General features: G+C 68.3%; 14 protein-coding genes. All 14 read right to left on the bottom strand.

Annotated features, from left to right (window positions below):
* Nucleotides 1–52: 52 nt before the first annotated feature.
* Nucleotides 53–1,447, bottom strand: a complete 1,395-nt coding sequence (locus tag VQ067_RS07710) for a UDP-glucose 6-dehydrogenase (protein ID WP_003117510.1) — start codon at nt 1,445–1,447, stop codon at nt 53–55.
* Nucleotides 1,444–1,857 carry a 4-amino-4-deoxy-L-arabinose-phosphoundecaprenol flippase subunit ArnF gene (arnF, locus tag VQ067_RS07715; RefSeq protein WP_003110472.1) on the bottom strand — a complete coding sequence of 138 codons (414 nt, stop codon included), beginning with the start codon at nt 1,855–1,857 and terminating at the stop codon, nt 1,444–1,446. The genes VQ067_RS07710 and arnF overlap by 4 nt, the downstream gene beginning before the upstream one ends.
* A complete protein-coding gene (locus VQ067_RS07720) occupies nt 1,854–2,201 on the bottom strand; it encodes an EamA family transporter (RefSeq protein WP_003110471.1) in 348 nt (115 codons plus the stop codon). Before VQ067_RS07720 ends, arnF begins: the two co-directional genes overlap by 4 nt.
* A complete protein-coding gene (gene arnT, locus VQ067_RS07725; protein ID WP_023111472.1) occupies nt 2,198–3,847 on the bottom strand; it encodes a lipid IV(A) 4-amino-4-deoxy-L-arabinosyltransferase in 1,650 nt (549 codons plus the stop codon). Before arnT ends, VQ067_RS07720 begins: the two co-directional genes overlap by 4 nt.
* Complete coding sequence (arnD, locus tag VQ067_RS07730; protein WP_015502515.1) at nt 3,844–4,731, bottom strand: 4-deoxy-4-formamido-L-arabinose-phosphoundecaprenol deformylase; 888 nt, start codon at nt 4,729–4,731, stop codon at nt 3,844–3,846. Before arnD ends, arnT begins: the two co-directional genes overlap by 4 nt.
* The gene (arnA, locus tag VQ067_RS07735; RefSeq protein WP_023099315.1) at nt 4,728–6,716 is read right to left on the bottom strand and encodes a bifunctional UDP-4-amino-4-deoxy-L-arabinose formyltransferase/UDP-glucuronic acid oxidase ArnA; all 1,989 of its coding nucleotides are present in this window, start codon (nt 6,714–6,716) and stop codon (nt 4,728–4,730) included. The genes arnD and arnA overlap by 4 nt, the downstream gene beginning before the upstream one ends.
* A complete protein-coding gene (gene arnC / locus VQ067_RS07740) occupies nt 6,713–7,732 on the bottom strand; it encodes an undecaprenyl-phosphate 4-deoxy-4-formamido-L-arabinose transferase (RefSeq protein WP_003092115.1) in 1,020 nt (339 codons plus the stop codon). Before arnC ends, arnA begins: the two co-directional genes overlap by 4 nt.
* The gene (gene arnB / locus VQ067_RS07745; RefSeq protein ID WP_023099316.1) at nt 7,729–8,877 is read right to left on the bottom strand and encodes a UDP-4-amino-4-deoxy-L-arabinose aminotransferase; all 1,149 of its coding nucleotides are present in this window, start codon (nt 8,875–8,877) and stop codon (nt 7,729–7,731) included. The genes arnC and arnB overlap by 4 nt, the downstream gene beginning before the upstream one ends.
* Before the next feature lie 387 nt (nt 8,878–9,264).
* The gene (locus VQ067_RS07750; protein WP_019484508.1) at nt 9,265–10,710 is read right to left on the bottom strand and encodes a mannose-1-phosphate guanylyltransferase/mannose-6-phosphate isomerase; all 1,446 of its coding nucleotides are present in this window, start codon (nt 10,708–10,710) and stop codon (nt 9,265–9,267) included.
* A 196-nt stretch (nt 10,711–10,906) separates the two neighbouring features.
* The gene (algF, locus tag VQ067_RS07755; protein ID WP_003092112.1) at nt 10,907–11,557 is read right to left on the bottom strand and encodes an alginate O-acetyltransferase AlgF; all 651 of its coding nucleotides are present in this window, start codon (nt 11,555–11,557) and stop codon (nt 10,907–10,909) included.
* A 72-nt stretch (nt 11,558–11,629) separates the two neighbouring features.
* Nucleotides 11,630–12,805, bottom strand: coding sequence for an alginate O-acetyltransferase (algJ, locus tag VQ067_RS07760; protein WP_033991466.1), 1,176 nt, complete (start codon nt 12,803–12,805; stop codon nt 11,630–11,632).
* Between the two features lie 14 nt (nt 12,806–12,819).
* Entirely contained in the window at nt 12,820–14,382 is a 1,563-nt protein-coding gene (locus tag VQ067_RS07765; RefSeq protein WP_022579708.1) for an MBOAT family O-acyltransferase, read from the bottom strand.
* A 241-nt stretch (nt 14,383–14,623) separates the two neighbouring features.
* Nucleotides 14,624–15,727: an alginate biosynthesis protein AlgL gene (gene algL, locus VQ067_RS07770; protein ID WP_003092108.1), complete on the bottom strand. Its 1,104-nt coding sequence runs from the start codon at nt 15,725–15,727 to the stop codon at nt 14,624–14,626.
* 3 nt (nt 15,728–15,730) lie between these two features.
* The gene (algX, locus tag VQ067_RS07775; RefSeq protein ID WP_003092107.1) at nt 15,731–17,155 is read right to left on the bottom strand and encodes an alginate biosynthesis protein AlgX; all 1,425 of its coding nucleotides are present in this window, start codon (nt 17,153–17,155) and stop codon (nt 15,731–15,733) included.
* Between the last annotated feature and the right edge of the window lie 9 nt (nt 17,156–17,164).

A 17,164-nucleotide genomic window follows, 5' to 3' on the forward strand; every position in this document is an offset into this window, starting at 1 on the left:
GGATAACCGCAGCGGTTATTCGCCCCAGCGGTCGATCCGACCTGGGGCGGCCTCAGGCCTGGCGCAACAGGCGCACGCCATCTTCCTGTGCGAGGCTGGCCTCGTTGATCGGCAACGAGCAGGACTGCCCGCGTCCCATCGGGTAGTAGTGGAAGCCGTGGCGGGCCATGCGCTCGGGGTCGTAGAGGTTGCGCCCGTCGAAGATCACCGGGGCCTTCAGGCGCTCCTTGAGCAGCTCGAAATCCGGTGCCTTGAATTGCTGCCACTCGGTGCAGATGACCAGCGCATCGGCGCCTCCCAGGGTCGCCTCGGGGGTGCCCATCAGGCTCAGGCGTTCGTCGTGGCCATAGAGCCGCTGGGTTTCCTGCATGGCTTCGGGATCGTAGGCGCGCACCTGCGCGCCGTGGCGCCAGAGCGCTTCCATCAGTTCGCGGCTGGGCGCGTCGCGCATGTCGTCGGTGTTCGGCTTGAAGGCCAGGCCCCAGAGGGCGAAGGTCTTGCCGCGCAGGTCGCCGTCGTAGAACACCCGGATGCGTTCGAACAGCTTGTGCTTCTGCCGCCGGTTGATCGCTTCCACCGCCTGCAACAGGTCGCTGGAGCAATGCGCCTGCTCGGCGCTGTGGATCAGCGCGCGCATGTCCTTGGGGAAGCAGGAGCCGCCGTAGCCGCAGCCGGGGTAGATGAAGTGGTAGCCGATCCGCGGGTCGGCGCCGATGCCCTGGCGCACCGCCTCGATGTCGGCGCCGAGGTGTTCGGCCAGTTCGGCGATCTGGTTGATGAAGCTGATCTTGGTCGCCAGCATGCCGTTCGCCGCGTACTTGGTCAGTTCGGCGCTGCGCAGGCCCATGAACAGCATGCGGTCGTGGTTGCGGTTGAACGGCTCGTAGAGTTCGCGCATCACCTGGCGCACCTCTTCGTTGTCGCAGCCGACCACGATGCGGTCCGGGCGTCGGCAGTCGGCGACGGCGGAGCCTTCCTTGAGGAATTCCGGGTTGGAGACGATCTCGAATTCCAGTTCGCGTCCGTCGGCTTCCAGGCGCCGCTCGATGTGCGCGCGCAGGCGGTCGCCGGTGCCTACCGGGACGGTCGATTTCTCCACCACGATGACGGGCTTGCGGCGATGCTCGGCGATGGCATCGGCCACCGCGAAGACCGCGCCGAGATCGGCCGCGCCGTCCTCGCCAGGCGGGGTGCCGACCGCGATGAACTGCACCCGGCCGTGCTCCACGGCCAGGCGCGCATCGCTGCTGAAACGCAGGCGGCCGCTGTCCAGGCCTTCGCGCAGCAAGGCGTCGAGCCCGGGTTCGTAGATGCTGGCGAGGCCCTGCGCGAGGCGTTCGACCTTGTTCCGGTCGATGTCCATGCACAGTACATCGTGGCCCACTTCGGCGAGGACGGCGGCCTGCACCAGTCCTACATAGCCACTGCCGAATACGCTGATCTTCATGGTGCTTTCCTCGACGGATGATGCGCGGGCGCGGCAGCGGTGCGGCGGGCGTTGACGGTCAACACGCCGAGCACCACCAGGCCTACGCCCAGGGTCTTGCTGGTACTGAAGGTTTCATCGAACGCCGGCAGGCTCGCCGCCAGCAGGTAGACCAGCGCGTAGCTGGCGCTCAACAGGCTGTAGGCGCGGCCCAGCGGCAGGTGGCGCAGGGCGGCCAGCCAGCACAGCAGGGAGGCGGCGTAGGCCGCCACCGCCAGGGCTACCGCGAGCAGCGCGGCGCGCTCCGGCGTTTGCCCGGCCCAGGCTTCCGGCAGCGGCAGGCGGCTCATGCCCCAGCGCATGCCGAGCTGGGCGGCGCTGGCCAGCAGCACGCTGCCCAGGGCCGCCAGCCAGCCGCGTAGCGCGTTCATGCGCTCCTCCCGAGCAGGGCCACGCCGGCGACGATCAGCAACAGGCCGGCGAGGTGGCGGCGATCCACCGGCTCATCGAAGACGAAGCGTGCCGCCAGGGTGACCAGGACGAAGTTCAGCGCCAGCATCGGATAGGCGCTGCCGACTTCCACCCGTTGCAGGAGCAGCAGCCAGCAGAGCAGGCCGAGCCCGAGGGCGAGCAGCGCCAGCCACGGCCACGGACTGCGCAGGCGCGCCGTCCAGCCGTCGGCGGCGACCAGGTGCCAGTGCTCCACGGTGAGCTTCTGCGCAACCTGGCCGAGGCCGGTCATGAGCAGGGTGGCGAGCAGCAGCGCGGCGCTCATGGGCGCACCTGCGGCAGGATCGCCAGGACCAGGTTGCCGTTCCGGTAGCGTTCGCCGTCGCCCGGCAACAGCGCCAGCTGGTAGCGGTCGCTGGCGCTGTTGATCCGCAGCAGCACGGCCACCGAGCCGTCCTGGCGTGCCCGCCAGAGCCACTGGCGGATGTCTGCCAAGGGCACGCTGCGCTGGCTGTGCTCGGGGTAGGAGAGGCCGTACTTCAGCTCGCCGCGCGTGTCGTAGAGCGTCACGTCGCTACGGCGCAGGCGCCAGGCGAGGGCCGAGGCGGCGCCGAGGTCGTTGCTCAGCAGATGGCGGGCGCCGGCCAGTTCGTCGAGGTGTTCGGCGACGAACAGGTCGGGGGTCTTGTTCTGCACCACATGGTTGGGCATCGCCGCCGGCAGCAGTGCGATCAGTACCCAGCTCGCCAGCAGCGGCGCGGCCCAGGCGCGTAGCGGGTAGCGCCACTGGGCGAGGCCGGCGGCGGCCCAGGCGCCGATCACCAGGAGGACCAGGAACAGCTCGAAGGGTTCTTCCTGGTACACCGGCTTGCGCAGTTGCAGGTAGGCCAGGGCCGCCAGCGCGAGGAGCGCCAGGCCCAGGTTGAGCAGCCCGTTGCCGCGCAGCGCGACGCTGTTCCCCTGGCGCAGCCGCTGCACCAGAGCGTGGCCCATGAGCAGCGCCAGCGGCAGCAGGCAGGGCATGATGTAGGTCGGCAGCTTGCCCCGGCTCAGGCTGAAGAACGCCAGCGGCAACAGCAGCCATAGCGCCAGGAAGACCACCGGCGCCTGGCGCCGCTCGTGCCAGGCCTGGCGCAGCGCGCTCGGCAGCAGGCCGCTCCAGGGCAGGCAGGCGACCGCCAGCAACGGCAGGTAGAACCACCACGGGCGAGAGTGCTGGGCGTCTTCGCCGGCGAAGCGACGGATGTGTTCGTGCCAGAAGAAGAACCGCCAGTAGTCCGCTTCCCGCGCATGCACGGCGAGCGCCCAGGGCAGGCAGACGAGCAGCGCCGCCAGCACCGCCAGCGCGCCGTAGCCAAGCAGCTCGCGCCAGCGCCGCTGCCAGAGCATGTAGGGCAGGGCGACCAGCACCGGCAGCAGCCAGGCGAGGAAGCCCTTGGTCAGGAAGCCCATGCCGCAGGCGAGGCCGAGCAGGGTCCAGCCGAGCAGGCGCGCGCGGCGGCTCCCCGCGTCGAGGGCGTACCACAGCGCCACCAGGCTCAGGTTGACCCAGAAGGTGAATTGCGGGTCGAGGTTGGCATAGCCGGACTGCCCGGCGATCAAGCCGAAGCTGGCGTAGAGCAGCGCGCACGCCAGGCTGGTGCGCGGGTCGCGCCACAGGCGGCGGGCCAGCAGGTAGGCGAGCAGGACGCTGAGGGCGGTGGCGACGACCGAGGCGATGCGCACGCCGAACAGGTTTTCGCCGAAGACCGCCTGGCCGAGGGCGATCATCCAGTAGCCGGCGACCGGCTTCTCGAAGTAGCGCAGGCCGAGGAAGTGCGGCGACACCCAGTCGCCGCCCAGCAGCATCGCCTGGCTGATCTGCGCGTAGCGGGTCTCGTCGGGAATCCACAGGCCATGGTTGCTCAATGGAACCAGGTAGAACAGGCCGAAGGCGATCAGCAGCAGCGACCAGGTCTGGCGGCGGCTCATGGCTGGCGCACTCCCAGCCAGCCCTCGCGGCCGGCCAGGCGGCCTCGCACCAGTTCGGCCAGCGGCAGGTTGCGCGGATCGTCCGGCAGCAGTTCGCCCAACGGTCGGAAGCGGATGCCACGCCGTTCGGCGCGCCGCAGCAGTTCGCGGAACGCCGGGGCGAGGAGCAGCCCCTCGACCTCGGCGTGGATGGTGTAGACGTTGTCGCGGCCAGCGGCGAAGCGTTCCAGGATGAAGTCGTTGTAGGCCTCGCGCGGCAGGCCGGGACCGACCACCTCGTCGAAGGTCGGCAGGTTCACCGGCACCTGCGGGATGCCGGGGCTGCCGTCGGCCAGGCGTGGGCGGAACGCGCCGCGTCCGCGGCAGTCGCTGTTGTAGCGGAAGCCGAAGGGCTGCTTGGCCTCGACCACCCGGCCGTCGGCGCGCCAGCCGGCGGCGGCGGAACAACGCACCGGCTGGCCGAGGATGTCCGCCAGGCAATCGCTGCCGCGGCGGATCTGCTCGCCGAGCTGCTGCACGCTCCAGACGCCGGCGTGGGTCTGCCAGGCATGGTGGTCCCAGGCGTGCAGGCCGACCTCGTGGCCGGCGGCCTGGGTCCGCCGCATCAGCGGGCCGAGTTCGCGGCCGATCGGCTTGCCCGGCCAGGCGGTGCCGGCCAGCAGGATGTCCCAGCCATACAGGCTGGCGGCGCGCGAGCGGAGCATCTTCCAGAAGAACGCCGGGCGCGCCAGGCGCCAGAGGTGGCGGCCCATGTTGTCCGGGCCGACGCTGAAGAAGAAGGTCGCCTTCAGCCCGGCTTCGTCGAGCAGCTCGAGCAGCCGCGGCACCCCGTCGCGGGTGCCGCGGAAGGTGTCGACGTCGATGCGCAGGCCGGCCTGGATCACGCCTGTGCCTCGCGCTCGCGGAGCGCTTCGTGGAGGAAGAAGTCGAGGGTCTTGCCGATGGTCTCGCGCAGTTCGATGGTGGGCTGCCAGTCGAGCAGGCGCCGGGCGTTGTCGATGCTCGGCTTGCGGTGGGCCACGTCCTGGTAGCCGTCGCCGTAGAAGCTGCGGCTCTCCACCTCGCGGAAGCCGGCGAAGGGCGGGAACTGCGCGCGCAGCGGGTGGGCCTCGAACTGGCGCAGCAGTTCCTCGCCGAGCTGGCGGATGCTCGCCTCGTTGTCCGGGTTGCCGATGTTGACGATCTGCCCGTCGCAGCGGCCGTCGCGGTTGTCGATGATCCGCGCGAGGGCCTCGATGCCGTCGTCGACGTCGGTGAAGCAGCGCTTCTGCGCGCCGCCGTCGATCAGGCGGATCGGCGTGCCTTCGACCAGGTGCAGGATGAGCTGGGTGATCGCCCGCGAGCTGCCGATCCGCGCCGAATCCAGGCGGTCCAGGCGCGGGCCCATCCAGTTGAACGGACGGAACAGGGTGAAGCGCAGGCCCTGCTGGCCATAGGCCCAGATCACCCGGTCGAGCAACTGCTTGGACACCGAGTAGATCCAGCGCTGCTTGTTGATCGGCCCGACCACCAGGTTCGAGCGGTCTTCGTCGAAGTCCGGGTCCTGGCACATGCCGTAGACCTCGGAGGTGGAAGGGAACACCACGCGTTTGCCGTATTTCACGCAGTAGCGGACGATCCGCAGGTTTTCCTCGAAGTCCAGTTCGAACACCCGCAGCGGGTTGCGCGTGTACTCGATGGGCGTGGCGATGGCCACCAGCGGCAGGACCACGTCGCATTTCTTCACATGGTATTCGAGCCACTCCGAATGGATGCCGATGTCGCCTTCGACGAAGTGGAAATGCGGGTCGGCTTTGAGCCGTTCAATGGCGTCGGAGCCGATGTCCATGCCGTGGACCTCGTAGCGCCCGTCGCGCAGCAGGCGTTCGGACAGGTGGTTGCCGATGAAGCCGTTGACCCCGAGGATCAGCACCCGCGTGCGGCGCTGCGGGCCGGACGCCGCGCCACGCAGGCGCGCGCCCTCGACCAGGCCCAGCTCGGTGGCCAGTTGCGTGCCGGCCAGGTACAGGCCGCGCTCGCCGCGCTGGCCGAAGCGCAGCACCAGCGAGTCCTCGCCGCAGGCGATCCGCAGCGGGTCGCAGGACAGTACGCTGCCCGGCTCGCGACCGTGGTTGCCGGCGACCACCTCGGCGCTCCAGACGATCAGCTTCTGTTCGCCGACCTGGCAGAAGGCGCCAGGGTAGGGCTGGGTCACCGCGCGCACCAGATCGTACAACTGCCGTGCCGGCCTGTGCCAGTCGAGCAGGCCGTCCGCCGGGGTGCGCCGGCCGAAGTGGCTGGCCTGGCTCTCGTCCTGCTCGACTTCCGGCAGCACGCCGAGGGCGAGCAGCGGCAGGCTGTCGCGCAGCAGGGCGCCGGCGGCCTTGCGCAGCTTGCCGTGCAGGCTCAGGGCGGTGTCCTCGGGGTCGATGGCGACGGCCTGCTGGGCGAGGATCGGCCCGGCGTCGGCGCGCTCGATCATGCGATGCAGGGTCACCCCGGTCTGCGTTTCGCCGTTGACCAGCACCCAGTTCGCCGGGGCGCGTCCGCGGTAGCGCGGCAGCAGCGAACCGTGCAGGTTGTAGGCGCCGCGTGCGGCGCAGGCGAGCAGCTCGGCGCCGAGCAGGCGGCGGTAGTAGAAGGAGAACAGGAAGTCCGGGCGCAGTTGGCGGATGCGCTCCAGCCACAGCGGATGGTTCACGTCCTCGGGCGCGTGCAGCGGAATGCCGCGCTCGGCACAGAGGCGTGCGACCGAGGCGTAGAAGGTGTTTTCCCGTGGGTCGTCGGCATGGGTGAAGACGGCGGCGATCTCGTAGCCGGCATTGAGCAGGGCTTCGATACCGGTGCAACCGATGTCGTGGTAGGCGAAGACGACGGCTTTCGAGGTCATGGCGTGGAAGGCTCGCTGGATGAAGAGGTGAAACCGACCCGCTGTAGGGCCGAGGGAAGCGCGGAGGGCGTGGCGCGGACCACGCGCTCGATGAAGAAGCGCGGCCGCGCGCGCACGTCGCTGTACATGCGCCCGAGGTACTCGCCGAGCAGGCCCATGCCGAGCAACTGCACGCCGCTGAACATGAACAGCACGGCGAACAGCACGAACAGGCCGTTGCCGGCCCAGGCGGCGCCGAAGGCCAGGCGCAGCACGAGGAGGAACAGGGCGAAGAGGAAGCCGGCCAGGGCCATGCCGCCGCCGACCAGGCTGAGCAGGCGCAGCGGCGTGGTGGTCATGCAGGTGACCAGGTCGAACATCAGGTTGAGCAGGCGCATCGCGCTGTATTTCGATTCGCCGTGGGCGCGCTCGGCGTGGGCGACGCGGATCTCGCAGGTATGCCGGGCGAAGCCGTTGGCCAGGATCGGGATGAAGGTACTGCGTTCGCGGCAGGCCAGCATCGCTTCGACGATGCTGCGCCGGTAGGCGCGCAGCATGCAGCCGTAGTCGTGCATGGCGACCCCGGTGGAGCGCTGCACCGCCAGGTTCACCAGGCGCGAAGGCCAGCGCCGCCAGGCCGAGTCCTGGCGCTCGGCGCGGATGCTGCCGACCACGTCGTAGCCCTGCGCGGCGCGCTCCACCAGGCGCGGGATTTCCTCCGGCGGGTTCTGCAGGTCGGCATCGAGGGTGATCACCAGGTCGCCACGGGACTGTTCGAAGCCGGCGAGGATCGCCGCGTGCTGGCCGTAGTTGCGGTTGAGGATCACCGCCACCACGGCGCTGCCGTCGCGTTCGGCGGCGGCCTGCAAGAGTTCCGCGGAGCGGTCGCGGCTGCCGTCGTCGACCAGCACGATCTCGAAGGCGCGGCCCAGCTCCAGGCAGGCGGCCTCGGTGCGGCGCAGCAGTTCGGGCAGGCTGGCTTCCTCGTTGTAGACCGGGATCACCACCGAGACCAGGTCGATCGGATAGGGCTTCATCGACGTTTCTCCAGGATGTCCTTGATGGCGCGGGCGACGCGCTCGATGTCGTCGTCGCGCATGTCGGGGAACAGCGGGATGGAGCACAGGCGGGCCGAGTTCCACTCGCTGTTGGGCAGGCTCAGGCACGGCTGGCGCTGGCGGTAGTAGTGGTGCAGGTGACTGGCGATGAAATGGATGCCGCTACCGATGCCGCGCGCCTTCAGGGCTTCCATGAAGGCGTCGCGGCCCAGGCCGCAGGCCTCGGCGTCGATGCGCAGGATGAACAGGTGCCAGGCGTGGCGCTGCTCGTGCGCGGGCAGGCCGAGCGGCGCCAGCGGCAGGCCGGCGAGGCGTTCCAGGTAGCGTTCGGCAAGGGCCTGGCGGCGCGCGTTGAGCGCGTCCAGGCGCTTGAGCTGGACCAGCGCGAGGGCGGCGTTGAGGTCGGCCAGGTTGTATTTGAAACCGGGCTCGATCACTTCCGCCTGCGGCTTGCGTCCATGGCTCAGGCGGTCGTAGGCATCGACCCCGAGGCCGTGGAACTTGAGGCGGCGGACCCGTTCGGCGAGGGCGCTGTCGTCGCTGACGAACATCGCGCCTTCGGCGCAGGTCAGGTTCTTGATCGCGTGGAAGGAAAAGATCGCCGTGCCGCGGGAGCCTACCGGGCGCCCGCGGTATTCGCTGCCGACCGCGTGGGCGGCGTCCTCGACCAGGGCGATGCCGTGGCGCCCGGCGACCGTGCGCAGGCCTTCGAGATCCAGGGTGGAGCCGGCGTAGTGCACCGGCACGATGGCGCGGGTGCGCGGGCCGATGGCGGCTTCCACTGCCTGCGCCGAACACATCAGGGTGTCGCGGTCGACGTCGACGAACACCGGGGTGGCGCCGAGCAGGGTGATGACGTTGGCGGTGGAGACCCAGGTCAGCGACGGCGTGATCACTTCGTCGCCGGGGCCGATGCCCAGCGCCAGCAGGGTGACGTGCAGGGCGCCGGTGGCCGAGGATAGCGCCACCGCGTGGCGGCAGCCGAGGCGTTCGGCGAAGCGCTGTTCGAGCTCCTGGTTCTTCGGCCCGGTGGTGATCCAGCCGGAACGCAGGACCTGCTCCACGGCGGCGATTTCGTCCTCGCCGATGCTTGGCCGGGAGAATGGCAGAAAGTCCAGTGACATGTAATGAAGCCTCGGTACTGGGAGGGCGGTACGAAGAGGTTATTTATATGTCGCTGAATGCTGCCTGAACGTTTGTTAAGACTCGCTTAACAACGGCTGAATGAAGACTGAACGAACTCGAAGAAACTGGAGGATAAAGCCGGAAGCCGCGTTTTCAGGGGCTTGCAGGGTTGGTTGGAATGGATCTCGGGTGTTTTCTGAGTGGCTTTTATTAATAACCCGAGTCCTGTTTCTTTAAGGGTTCATTAATACTTGATGTCCGCTCCCCGTGAATATTCCGGAAACTTCATGGAAACATGGGGAGGGCCAGGGAAAGTCAATCCCGTGGGTTGTCGGAAAAAAACAACCCCCTGGCGGATCGCTCCGCCAGGGGGCCGGGTCGACGCTTCAGCGGCTGCCGGCGACCACGTGCAGGGCCGGTTCGGCGGTGCGCCCGTAGACGTCTTCCAGGCGCTCGATGTCGTCCTCGCCGAGGTAGCTGCCGGACTGCACCTCGATGATCTCCAGCGGGATCTTGCCGGGGTTGGCCAGGCGGTGCACGGAGGCGATCGGGATGTAGGTCGACTGGTTCTCGGTGAGCAGGAAGGTCTTGTCGTCGCAGGTCACCTGGGCGGTCCCGGAAACCACGATCCAGTGCTCGGCGCGGTGGTGGTGCATCTGCAGCGAGAGGCGCGCGCCGGGCTTCACGGTGATGTGCTTGACCTGGAAGCGGCCGCCCATGTCCACCGAGTCGTAGGAGCCCCACGGACGGTAGACCTCGCAGTGGTTCTGGGTCTCGCTGCGGCCCTGGGCGTCGAGGTCCTTGACCACGTGCTTGACGTCCTGCACCCGGTCCTTGTGGGCGATCATCATGGCGTCCTTGGTTTCCACCACCACGATGTCCTCCAGGCCGATCACCGAGACCAGCTTGCCGTTGCCGTGCACCAGGCAGTTGTGGCTGTCGTGGACCAGCACGTCGCCCTTGGTGACGTTGCCGTTGGCGTCCTTGGCGTGCACGTCCCAGATCGACGACCAGCTGCCGACGTCGTTCCAGCCGGCGGACAGCGGCACCACGCAGGCGCGCGAGGTCTTCTCCATCACCGCGTAGTCGATGGAGTTGTCCGGGCAGCATTCGAAGGTGGCGGCGTCGATGTTCACCAGGTCGCCGTCGTGCTGGCTGCGCTCCAGGGCCAGCAGGCAGGTGTCGTAGATGTCGGCGTCGTGCTTCTTCAGTTCTTCCAGGTAGCGGCTGGCGCGGAACAGGAACATGCCGCTGTTCCAGTAGTAGCCGCCGGCGGCGACGAACTCGCGGGCGCGGGCTTCGTCGGGCTTCTCGACGAAGCTCTGCACCCGGCTGACGCCTTCCGGCAGTTGCGCATCGGCGCTCGCGCGGATGTAGCCGTAGCCGGTCTCGGGGCGGCTGGCGGGAATGCCGAAGAGCACCATCTCGCCCTTTTCGGCGGCGTTGGTGGCCAGCGCCAGGGCCTGCTGGAAGGCGCGCTGGTCCTCGATCACGTGGTCGGCGGGAAGGATCAGCAGCAGTTCGTCGCGGCCTTCGGCGACCAGTTTCATCGCGGCGATGGCCACCGCCGGCGCCGTGTTGCGGCCGAAGGGTTCGAGGAGGATCGCCTGGCTCGCCAGGTTCTGCGCCTCCAGCTGTTCCTGGACGATGAAGCGGTGCTCCTTGTTGCACACCAGCAGCGGCGCCTGCATGCCGTCGAAGGCCAGGCGCTTGATGGTCTGCTGGAACAGGGTGTCGTCGCCGGTGAGGGCGAGGAACTGCTTGGGGTACTGCTTGCGGGAAAGAGGCCAGAGTCGCGAGCCGCTGCCACCGGAAAGGATTACTGGGATCATGTTGTTTCTCCTTGAAGCGATGCGTCTGTCTAGGGATCCCGCCGCGCGGCGGGATATCTCGTTACCGGGCTCCACGGAGCCCCGGGTGACCTCTCCAGTGCGCTCCTTCTGCGGGAGCGCTGACGGTTGGTGCGCCGGTGTCGGGCCGGTCTTGTTGTGTGGAATGCCGGGAGGGGCGAGCCCCTCCCGGTCGGTCTCAGTCCGCCTTCACCGGGCGCTTGACCCAGACCGGCGCGAGCTTGCCGCCGCTGCCGGTGACATACAGGCAGACCACCTCGCCGCGGGCCAGGGTGACCGGCTTCAGGTCGCTGACCTTCTTGCTGCCGTCGAACAGCGCCAGGTTCACCTTCACCGGGTTGATCTCGCGGTCGCCGTGGCTTTGCGGGCCGACGTCCTTGACCACGTCGGTCTTGCCGTCGGCGGTCTTCAGGGTCAGCTTCGAGCCGCTGAGGTTCTGCACCCGCACCAGCGCCTTCTGCTTGTTCTTGAACGGCGGCTCGGCCACCAGCTGCGGCTTGCCGCCGGGCTGGCTGACCAGGGTGTAGTAGCTGTCCGGGTCGAGCTTCACCGGCAGGCTCTGCTGGCCGACCTGGGCGGTGTAGCTGCCGGGGGGGAGGAACTTGAAGTCGCTGGAGCCGAGCGGCGCGACGTCGTTCAGGCTGGTGCTGCCGACCGACACGTCGAGTTCGCTGTTGCCGGCGTTGTAGGCGCGGACGAAGGCCGAGCCCTTGGGTGCCTGGGGCCCGTACAGGGCGCCCTCGTCGGCCTGCGCGGCGAATGCGGCGACGCCGAGGGAAAGTGCGCAGGCCAGGCGGGTCCAGGTGTGGCGGCGGGTCATCGGGTTCATGGGTATTCCTCCGTTGCTTCTTCTTCAGCGGGGCGTTCGGCCCCGTGGGTAAACAGCCTTGGCTGTGTTCGTTCAATCGTTGCGGCTGGCGGCCAGGCGCTCGTCGCGGCCGCCGCTGGCCTTCAGCTGGGCGACCCAGTCGGCGTCGAACTGGCTGAGGTCGCTGGCCATCGGCAGGTAGCGCTCGGGAAACTCCCAGACCAGCAGTTGCGGCGGGTCCTTGCGGAAGCCTTCGTCCTGCAGCAGTTCCAGCATCGGTTCGAGGGGGCCCTTGCCTTCCTTCGCGTAATTGATCAGGTCGGCGGACAGCGCCTGTTTCAGCGCGCCCTCGAAGTTCCACCTGGGGTTGGCGCTGTAGCTGGTGCCGACCAGCGCCAGGCGCGGTTGCTGGCTATCGCCGAAGAGGTCGTCGCCCGCGCCGGACTGCTGGTCGCCCGGCAGTGCCGGCGCGGCTTCGGTGGTGCGTTGCTGCAACTGCTCCGGACGTGGCAGCAGTTCGTCGAACAGCGGGTCGAGCGGCAGGAAGCTGAGCAGGTCGCCCTTGTGCGTGCGTTCTTCGCCGACGCGGGTGACGAAGTTCTGCGCCGGCACATCCAGCAGGTGCGTCTCGCGGATCTCCGCGCCGAGGCGCTGGGCCACGGTTTCCGCGCCGAGCGGCGACCAGTGGGTGTCGGTGCGCAGGAACACCGCGCCGTTGTCCTTGGCCTGGCGCAGGCTGCCGAGCAGGTCGGGACTGTCGATGCCGGCGGCGCGGGCGCGGGCCAGGAAGTCCTGGTAGAGGCTGTCGTGCAGCGCGGCCGGCTGCTCGCGGCCGATGTGCTCGGGATACAGGCGGGCCTTGGCCGGGATCACCGCGAGCACCAGCTTGACGCCGCGCCGGTTCAGCTCCCGCTGCACGCCGCGCACCAGTGCCCAGTTGTCTTCCAGTTGCTGGCCGCTCGGCGCCGGCTTGAACTCTTCGTCGGTGAACAGCCAGCCGTCCTTGCCGATCACCACGCCGGGGCGGCCTTCGTGGAACAGCGTGTAGTCGAGTGCGGCCCAGAGGTTGGTGCCCAGGCGCTTGATCGGGAATTCCTTGTCGTAGTGGGCTTCGAAGGCGTGCGCCAGCTTGCCGTTGAGCAGTGGCGTATCGGCCGCGGCGGAGAAGCCCGGCACGCTCTTCAGCGACCATCCGGCGAGCCCCAGCAGCAGCCCGCCGAAGGCGGCGATATAGGCGTACTGCAGGGGGCGGGAAATGCTCTGTGTCATGGCGTGGGCCTCGCTCAGAACTGGAAGTAGAGGAATGGCGAGTAGCTCTGCGCGGAGAGCTTCAGCACCGAGGCGGCGAACAGCAGGAGCAGCGCCAGGCGGGTGGCCAGGACGGGCAACTGGCTGAGCCAGCTCGGCTGGTAGACCAGCGCGCCGCTCGGCGAGTAGGCGATCGCCGCCGGGTCGCCGGCGGCCTCGCGCGGGGCGCGCGGCTGGGCACTGGCCGGGCCGTCGGCGGCCACTTCGTCGCTGTTCGCCGCGGCTTTGGGCGCCTTGGTCTGCAATGGCTGGTTGTAGAACTGGCGCAGGCCGAAGAACGCCAGCACCAGGTAGGCCAGGACCAGGGTGCCGACCTGCAGGCCGGTGAGGCTGGCGCGGTTCAGTTCGGAGAGCTGCCAGGTGCCGAAGCTGAACATGGCTTCGTACATGCGCCAGGCGACCTGCAGGTTCTCGGCGCGGAAGATCACCCAGCCGATCACCACCAGGAGGAAGGTGAACGCCCACTTCAACGGGTTGAGCACGCGCGGCGCGGCGTTCACCCCGAGGGCCCGCTCGATCGCCAGCCACATGCCGTGCCAGGCGCCCCAGATGATGTAGGTGAAGTTGGCGCCGTGCCACAGGCCGCCGAGGAGCATGGTCAGGAACAGGTTGCGGTAGGTCTGGAAGGTGCTGCCGCGGTTGCCGCCCAGGCTGATGTAGAGGTAGTCGCGCAGCCAGGTCGACAGGCTGATGTGCCAGCGCCGCCAGAACTCGGTGATCGACTGGCTGATGTAGGGCTGGTTGAAGTTCTCCATGAAGCGGAAGCCCATCATCAGGCCGAGGCCGATGGCCATGTCGCTGTAGCCGGAGAAGTCGAAGTAGAGCTGCGCGGTGTAGGCCAGGGCGCCGAGCCAGGCGTCGCCGGTGGTCGGGTTCTGCAGGGCGAAGCAGTGGTCGGCGAGGGCGGCCAGGGTGTCGGCGATGAACACCTTCTTGACGAAGCCCTGCATGAAGCGGGTGCAGCCTTCGGCGAACTTGTCGACAGTGTGGGTGCGGTGGTTGAACTGGTCGACCAGGTCCTTGAAGCGCAGCACCGGGCCGGCGATCAGGTGCGGGAAGATCGCGACGAAGGCGGCGAAGTCGATCAGGTTGTGGGTCGCCGGGGTATCGCCGCGGTAGACGTCGATGATGTAGCTGATCGACTCGAAGGTGTAGAAGGAGATGCCGATCGGCAGCAGGATGTGGGTCAGCACGAACGGCTGCATGCCGAACGAGGTGATGATCTCGTTGAGGCTGTCGACGCCGAAGTTGGCGTACTTGAAGTACCCGAGCACGCAGAGGTCGACCACCACGCCGAGGATCAGCCAGCGTTGCGCGGCCCTGGTGCGTACGCCGGCGGCGCCGATGCGCAGGCCGATCCAGTAGTTGAAGACGGTGACCCCGGCGAACAGCAGGAGGAAGTCCACCCGCCACCAGGCGTAGAACAGGTAGCTGGCGATCAGCAGCAGCAGGTTCCGGTAACGTTCGCCGCTCAGGTAGTACAGGCCGAGAAAGACCGGCAGGAACAGGAACAGGAACACGTTTGAAGAAAAGACCATGCCGTCTCTCTCTCTAGAGCGTCAACCATTCAGGTCGGCCCTGCCTTTCCGCGCCCTGGAGCGCTCGAGGAAAGGCGGGACGACCCGCCGTTTTCCTCCCCGTGGTGTTGCCTAAGGTGTTGCGCCCGCCCGCGTCTGTCGCGCATGGGTCGGGGTGTGGCGCCTGTTGGGACGCCTGGTCGGCGAGCGGGGTAGAGGGGCGCGTGGCCCCCGGCCTGTGCGCCCGCTTCCCGCCACGCCCTCAACTTCCCCCTTCGCGGCTGAACACCCGCGTCACTTCGCCGCCGAGGCGGAAACTGTTGAACGGCTCGCGGTCCTTCTTCGCCTCGAGCATCTTCGGCTCGCAGCGGTAGAGGGCGCAGTAGGGCTCCAGCCAGGCGTACTTGTTGTCGACCTTGAGGTCGGTCATGTCCTGGTCCTCGCCGGTCTTCTCCTCGAAGGTTTCCTCGTCGTCGACTCCCTTCATCACCCGCTCGGCCAGGCGCTGCAGGGCGCCGTGGTTCTCCTGGCGCAGGTCGACGCCGTTGACCTGGGCGAACGCGGCGATCATCGCCAGCGGCGGCAGCGCATAGTTGTGGTAGGCGAGGGCGCGCTGGCGGCGCTTGAGTTCGTTGGGCAGGAAGCCCTGCTCGTCGACCTGGTTGGCGGCGACCTTGAACTCGCTCACCGCCCAGTCGAAGAGGTCGCGGCGGTTGGTCACCACCGCGGTGGACATCACCGACCAGGCCGCCCAGTAGGAATGGTTGTTGATCTTCTTCAGCGGCAGGCCGCTCCAGTCGCGGACTACCTGGGTGCCGAGCCGGGCGAACCAGTCCTCGATTTCCCGGCTCTGCTCGGCGTGGGCCGCGAGCGGCCGCGAGCTGGAGAACTTCAGGCGCATGTAGGCGCCGGAGAGGCTGCCCAGCGCCCATTTGCGCATGGACTTGCCGGTGTGGTTGAAGTCGTCGCTCTGCAGGGCGCCGGCGCGGGCCCAGGCGCTCATCCAGTTCAGTGCGCAGGCCAGGTCGCCGTCGCGGCCGCTGCGCATGTACTGGGTGACCAGCTTGGTGGCGCCGCGCTCCATGTCGGTGATGTCCTTGATCTGCGAGCGGAAGGTCTTCTCCGCCTTGACGTTGAGGGTCGCCCGCGCCGAATCGGAGCCTTCGTACTTGCTGGTGAAGACCAGGCTGCCGGTATACGGCGGCGGCACCGCGGGGCAACTGCCGGCGCTGCCCTTGCGCTCGCCGACCGCCGCGTAGTAGCCGGGCGGGGGTACCAGGTCGGCGGCCTGGCTGACCTGGCTGGCGAGCAATGCCGCGGCGAGGGCGCCGGGCAGGGCGATACGGATCAGGTGGGACGTTTTCATCGTTTACCTCCCGGCCACCGACTGGCTGGCCTTGGCGGGCGCCGCCTGGCAGATGCTGGCCTGGACCTCCAGGCCCTGGGGCATGTCCTCCGGCGCTTCGATTTCCAGGGAAAGGAACTGCTGGTCGGCCCAGTCGCTGTCGTTGCGCAGCTGGAAGACGTAGCGGCCGCCGGTATCGACGGCTTTCGACTGCTCGATCTTCAACTGCTCGCGGCGGCCGTTCATGTACCAGATGGTGTTCTTCAACTCGTGTACCGAAGGGTCGCTGTAGGTCACGTCGGCGACGTAGCTGCCGCTGCGGATCGGTAGCGCGGCGCTGTTCAGCAGCACCTCGTTGCGGCCCTGGCGCAGCTTGACCTTGCGGCTGAGCACGGTCTTCCGGCCGGAGCAGCCGTTGTCCACCAGCGGCATGGCCTGGCGGTAGAAGCTCTTCTGCGCCATGTCGTAGTGGGTGGCGAATTCCCAGATGAGGATCTTCGGCGGGTTCTTGTGGAATTCCTCGCTGGTCATGTACGCCAGCAGCGAACTGTCGAAGCCGCCGCCGGACACCGCGTTGTTGAGGATGTCGGCGCCGCTGAACTCCTCCAGGAAGCCGGCGAAGTTGTAGGCCGGGCCGCTGTTGGAGGTGCCGACCAGGGCGATCTGCGGGTTGCCGCCGTCGCCGAACAGGTCGCCGCTGTCGCTGGCGCCCACCGGCTCGGTCTCGAAGCGGTCGACGTACTGGGTGGCGTAGCTGTTGCCGCAGAGTTGCGCGGCGGCCTTGTGGAAGGTGCCGAGCTTGGACAGCAGGCCGACGCGCTTGCTTTCGAACTGCTTCTTGGGGATCTCCTCGAAGCCGGGCACCTGCTTCAGCGTCTCGGCCACGATCTTCGCGCTGCGCCGGGCGCCATGGGGAGTCCAGTGGTGGTCGCCCTTGAAGTAGTAGGCGTGCTCCTCCTTCTCGTCGAACAGCGGCGAGAAGTCCGGGGTCCAGATGCCGGCCTGGCGGAAGCGGGCGATGGTCGCCAGGTAGTTCTTCTTCGCCAACTCGTAGTCGAAGCCGGCCTTTTCCGCCGGGCTGAGCTTCTCGCGGTTCACCAGGCCGCGGGTCGGCTGGTAGACCACCACCAGCTCGATGCCCTTGCGCTTGAGTTCGTCGCGCAGTGCGCGGAGTTCGCGCCAGCCTTCGGCGCTGGTGCCGAAGTCGGTACGCAGGTCGTAGGTGGTGCGGAACAGCCAGTCATCCTGGGCCTGCACCAGGTGGGTGAAGAAGCCCAGGTACTTGGTGTTGTAGCGCGAGTCGTCGGCGGCGGCCGGGCACAGGTTGCCGGCCGGCAGCGCCTGGTAGCTCGGCGCCGCGCCGGGGTCGGCGGCGAGGGCTGCCTGGGCCAGGCAGAGGCCGGCGGCCAGGGCGCTCAGGCGGAACAGTCGGGAAGTGCGGGTTTTCATGCGTCTGGG

The organism is Pseudomonas sp. KBN12P06040 (assembly GCF_037574965.1).
GTDB classification, from domain to species: domain Bacteria; phylum Pseudomonadota; class Gammaproteobacteria; order Pseudomonadales; family Pseudomonadaceae; genus Pseudomonas; species Pseudomonas aeruginosa.

What these genes read in the sequence shown, in the direction of transcription:
- VQ067_RS07710 (WP_003117510.1), bottom strand. Translation starts at nt 1,447, where the DNA reads ATGAAGATCAGCGTATTCGGCAGTGGCTATGTAGGACTGGTGCAGGCC.
- arnF (WP_003110472.1), bottom strand. Translation starts at nt 1,857, where the DNA reads ATGAACGCGCTACGCGGCTGGCTGGCGGCCCTGGGCAGCGTGCTGCTG.
- VQ067_RS07720 (WP_003110471.1), bottom strand. Translation starts at nt 2,201, where the DNA reads ATGAGCGCCGCGCTGCTGCTCGCCACCCTGCTCATGACCGGCCTCGGC.
- arnT (WP_023111472.1), bottom strand. Translation starts at nt 3,847, where the DNA reads ATGAGCCGCCGCCAGACCTGGTCGCTGCTGCTGATCGCCTTCGGCCTG.
- arnA (WP_023099315.1), bottom strand. Translation starts at nt 6,716, where the DNA reads ATGACCTCGAAAGCCGTCGTCTTCGCCTACCACGACATCGGTTGCACC.
- arnC (WP_003092115.1), bottom strand. Translation starts at nt 7,732, where the DNA reads ATGAAGCCCTATCCGATCGACCTGGTCTCGGTGGTGATCCCGGTCTAC.
- arnB (WP_023099316.1), bottom strand. Translation starts at nt 8,877, where the DNA reads ATGTCACTGGACTTTCTGCCATTCTCCCGGCCAAGCATCGGCGAGGAC.
- VQ067_RS07750 (WP_019484508.1), bottom strand. Translation starts at nt 10,710, where the DNA reads ATGATCCCAGTAATCCTTTCCGGTGGCAGCGGCTCGCGACTCTGGCCT.
- algF (WP_003092112.1), bottom strand. Translation starts at nt 11,557, where the DNA reads ATGAACCCGATGACCCGCCGCCACACCTGGACCCGCCTGGCCTGCGCA.
- algJ (WP_033991466.1), bottom strand. Translation starts at nt 12,805, where the DNA reads ATGACACAGAGCATTTCCCGCCCCCTGCAGTACGCCTATATCGCCGCC.
- VQ067_RS07765 (WP_022579708.1), bottom strand. Translation starts at nt 14,382, where the DNA reads ATGGTCTTTTCTTCAAACGTGTTCCTGTTCCTGTTCCTGCCGGTCTTT.
- algL (WP_003092108.1), bottom strand. Translation starts at nt 15,727, where the DNA reads ATGAAAACGTCCCACCTGATCCGTATCGCCCTGCCCGGCGCCCTCGCC.
- algX (WP_003092107.1), bottom strand. Translation starts at nt 17,155, where the DNA reads ATGAAAACCCGCACTTCCCGACTGTTCCGCCTGAGCGCCCTGGCCGCC.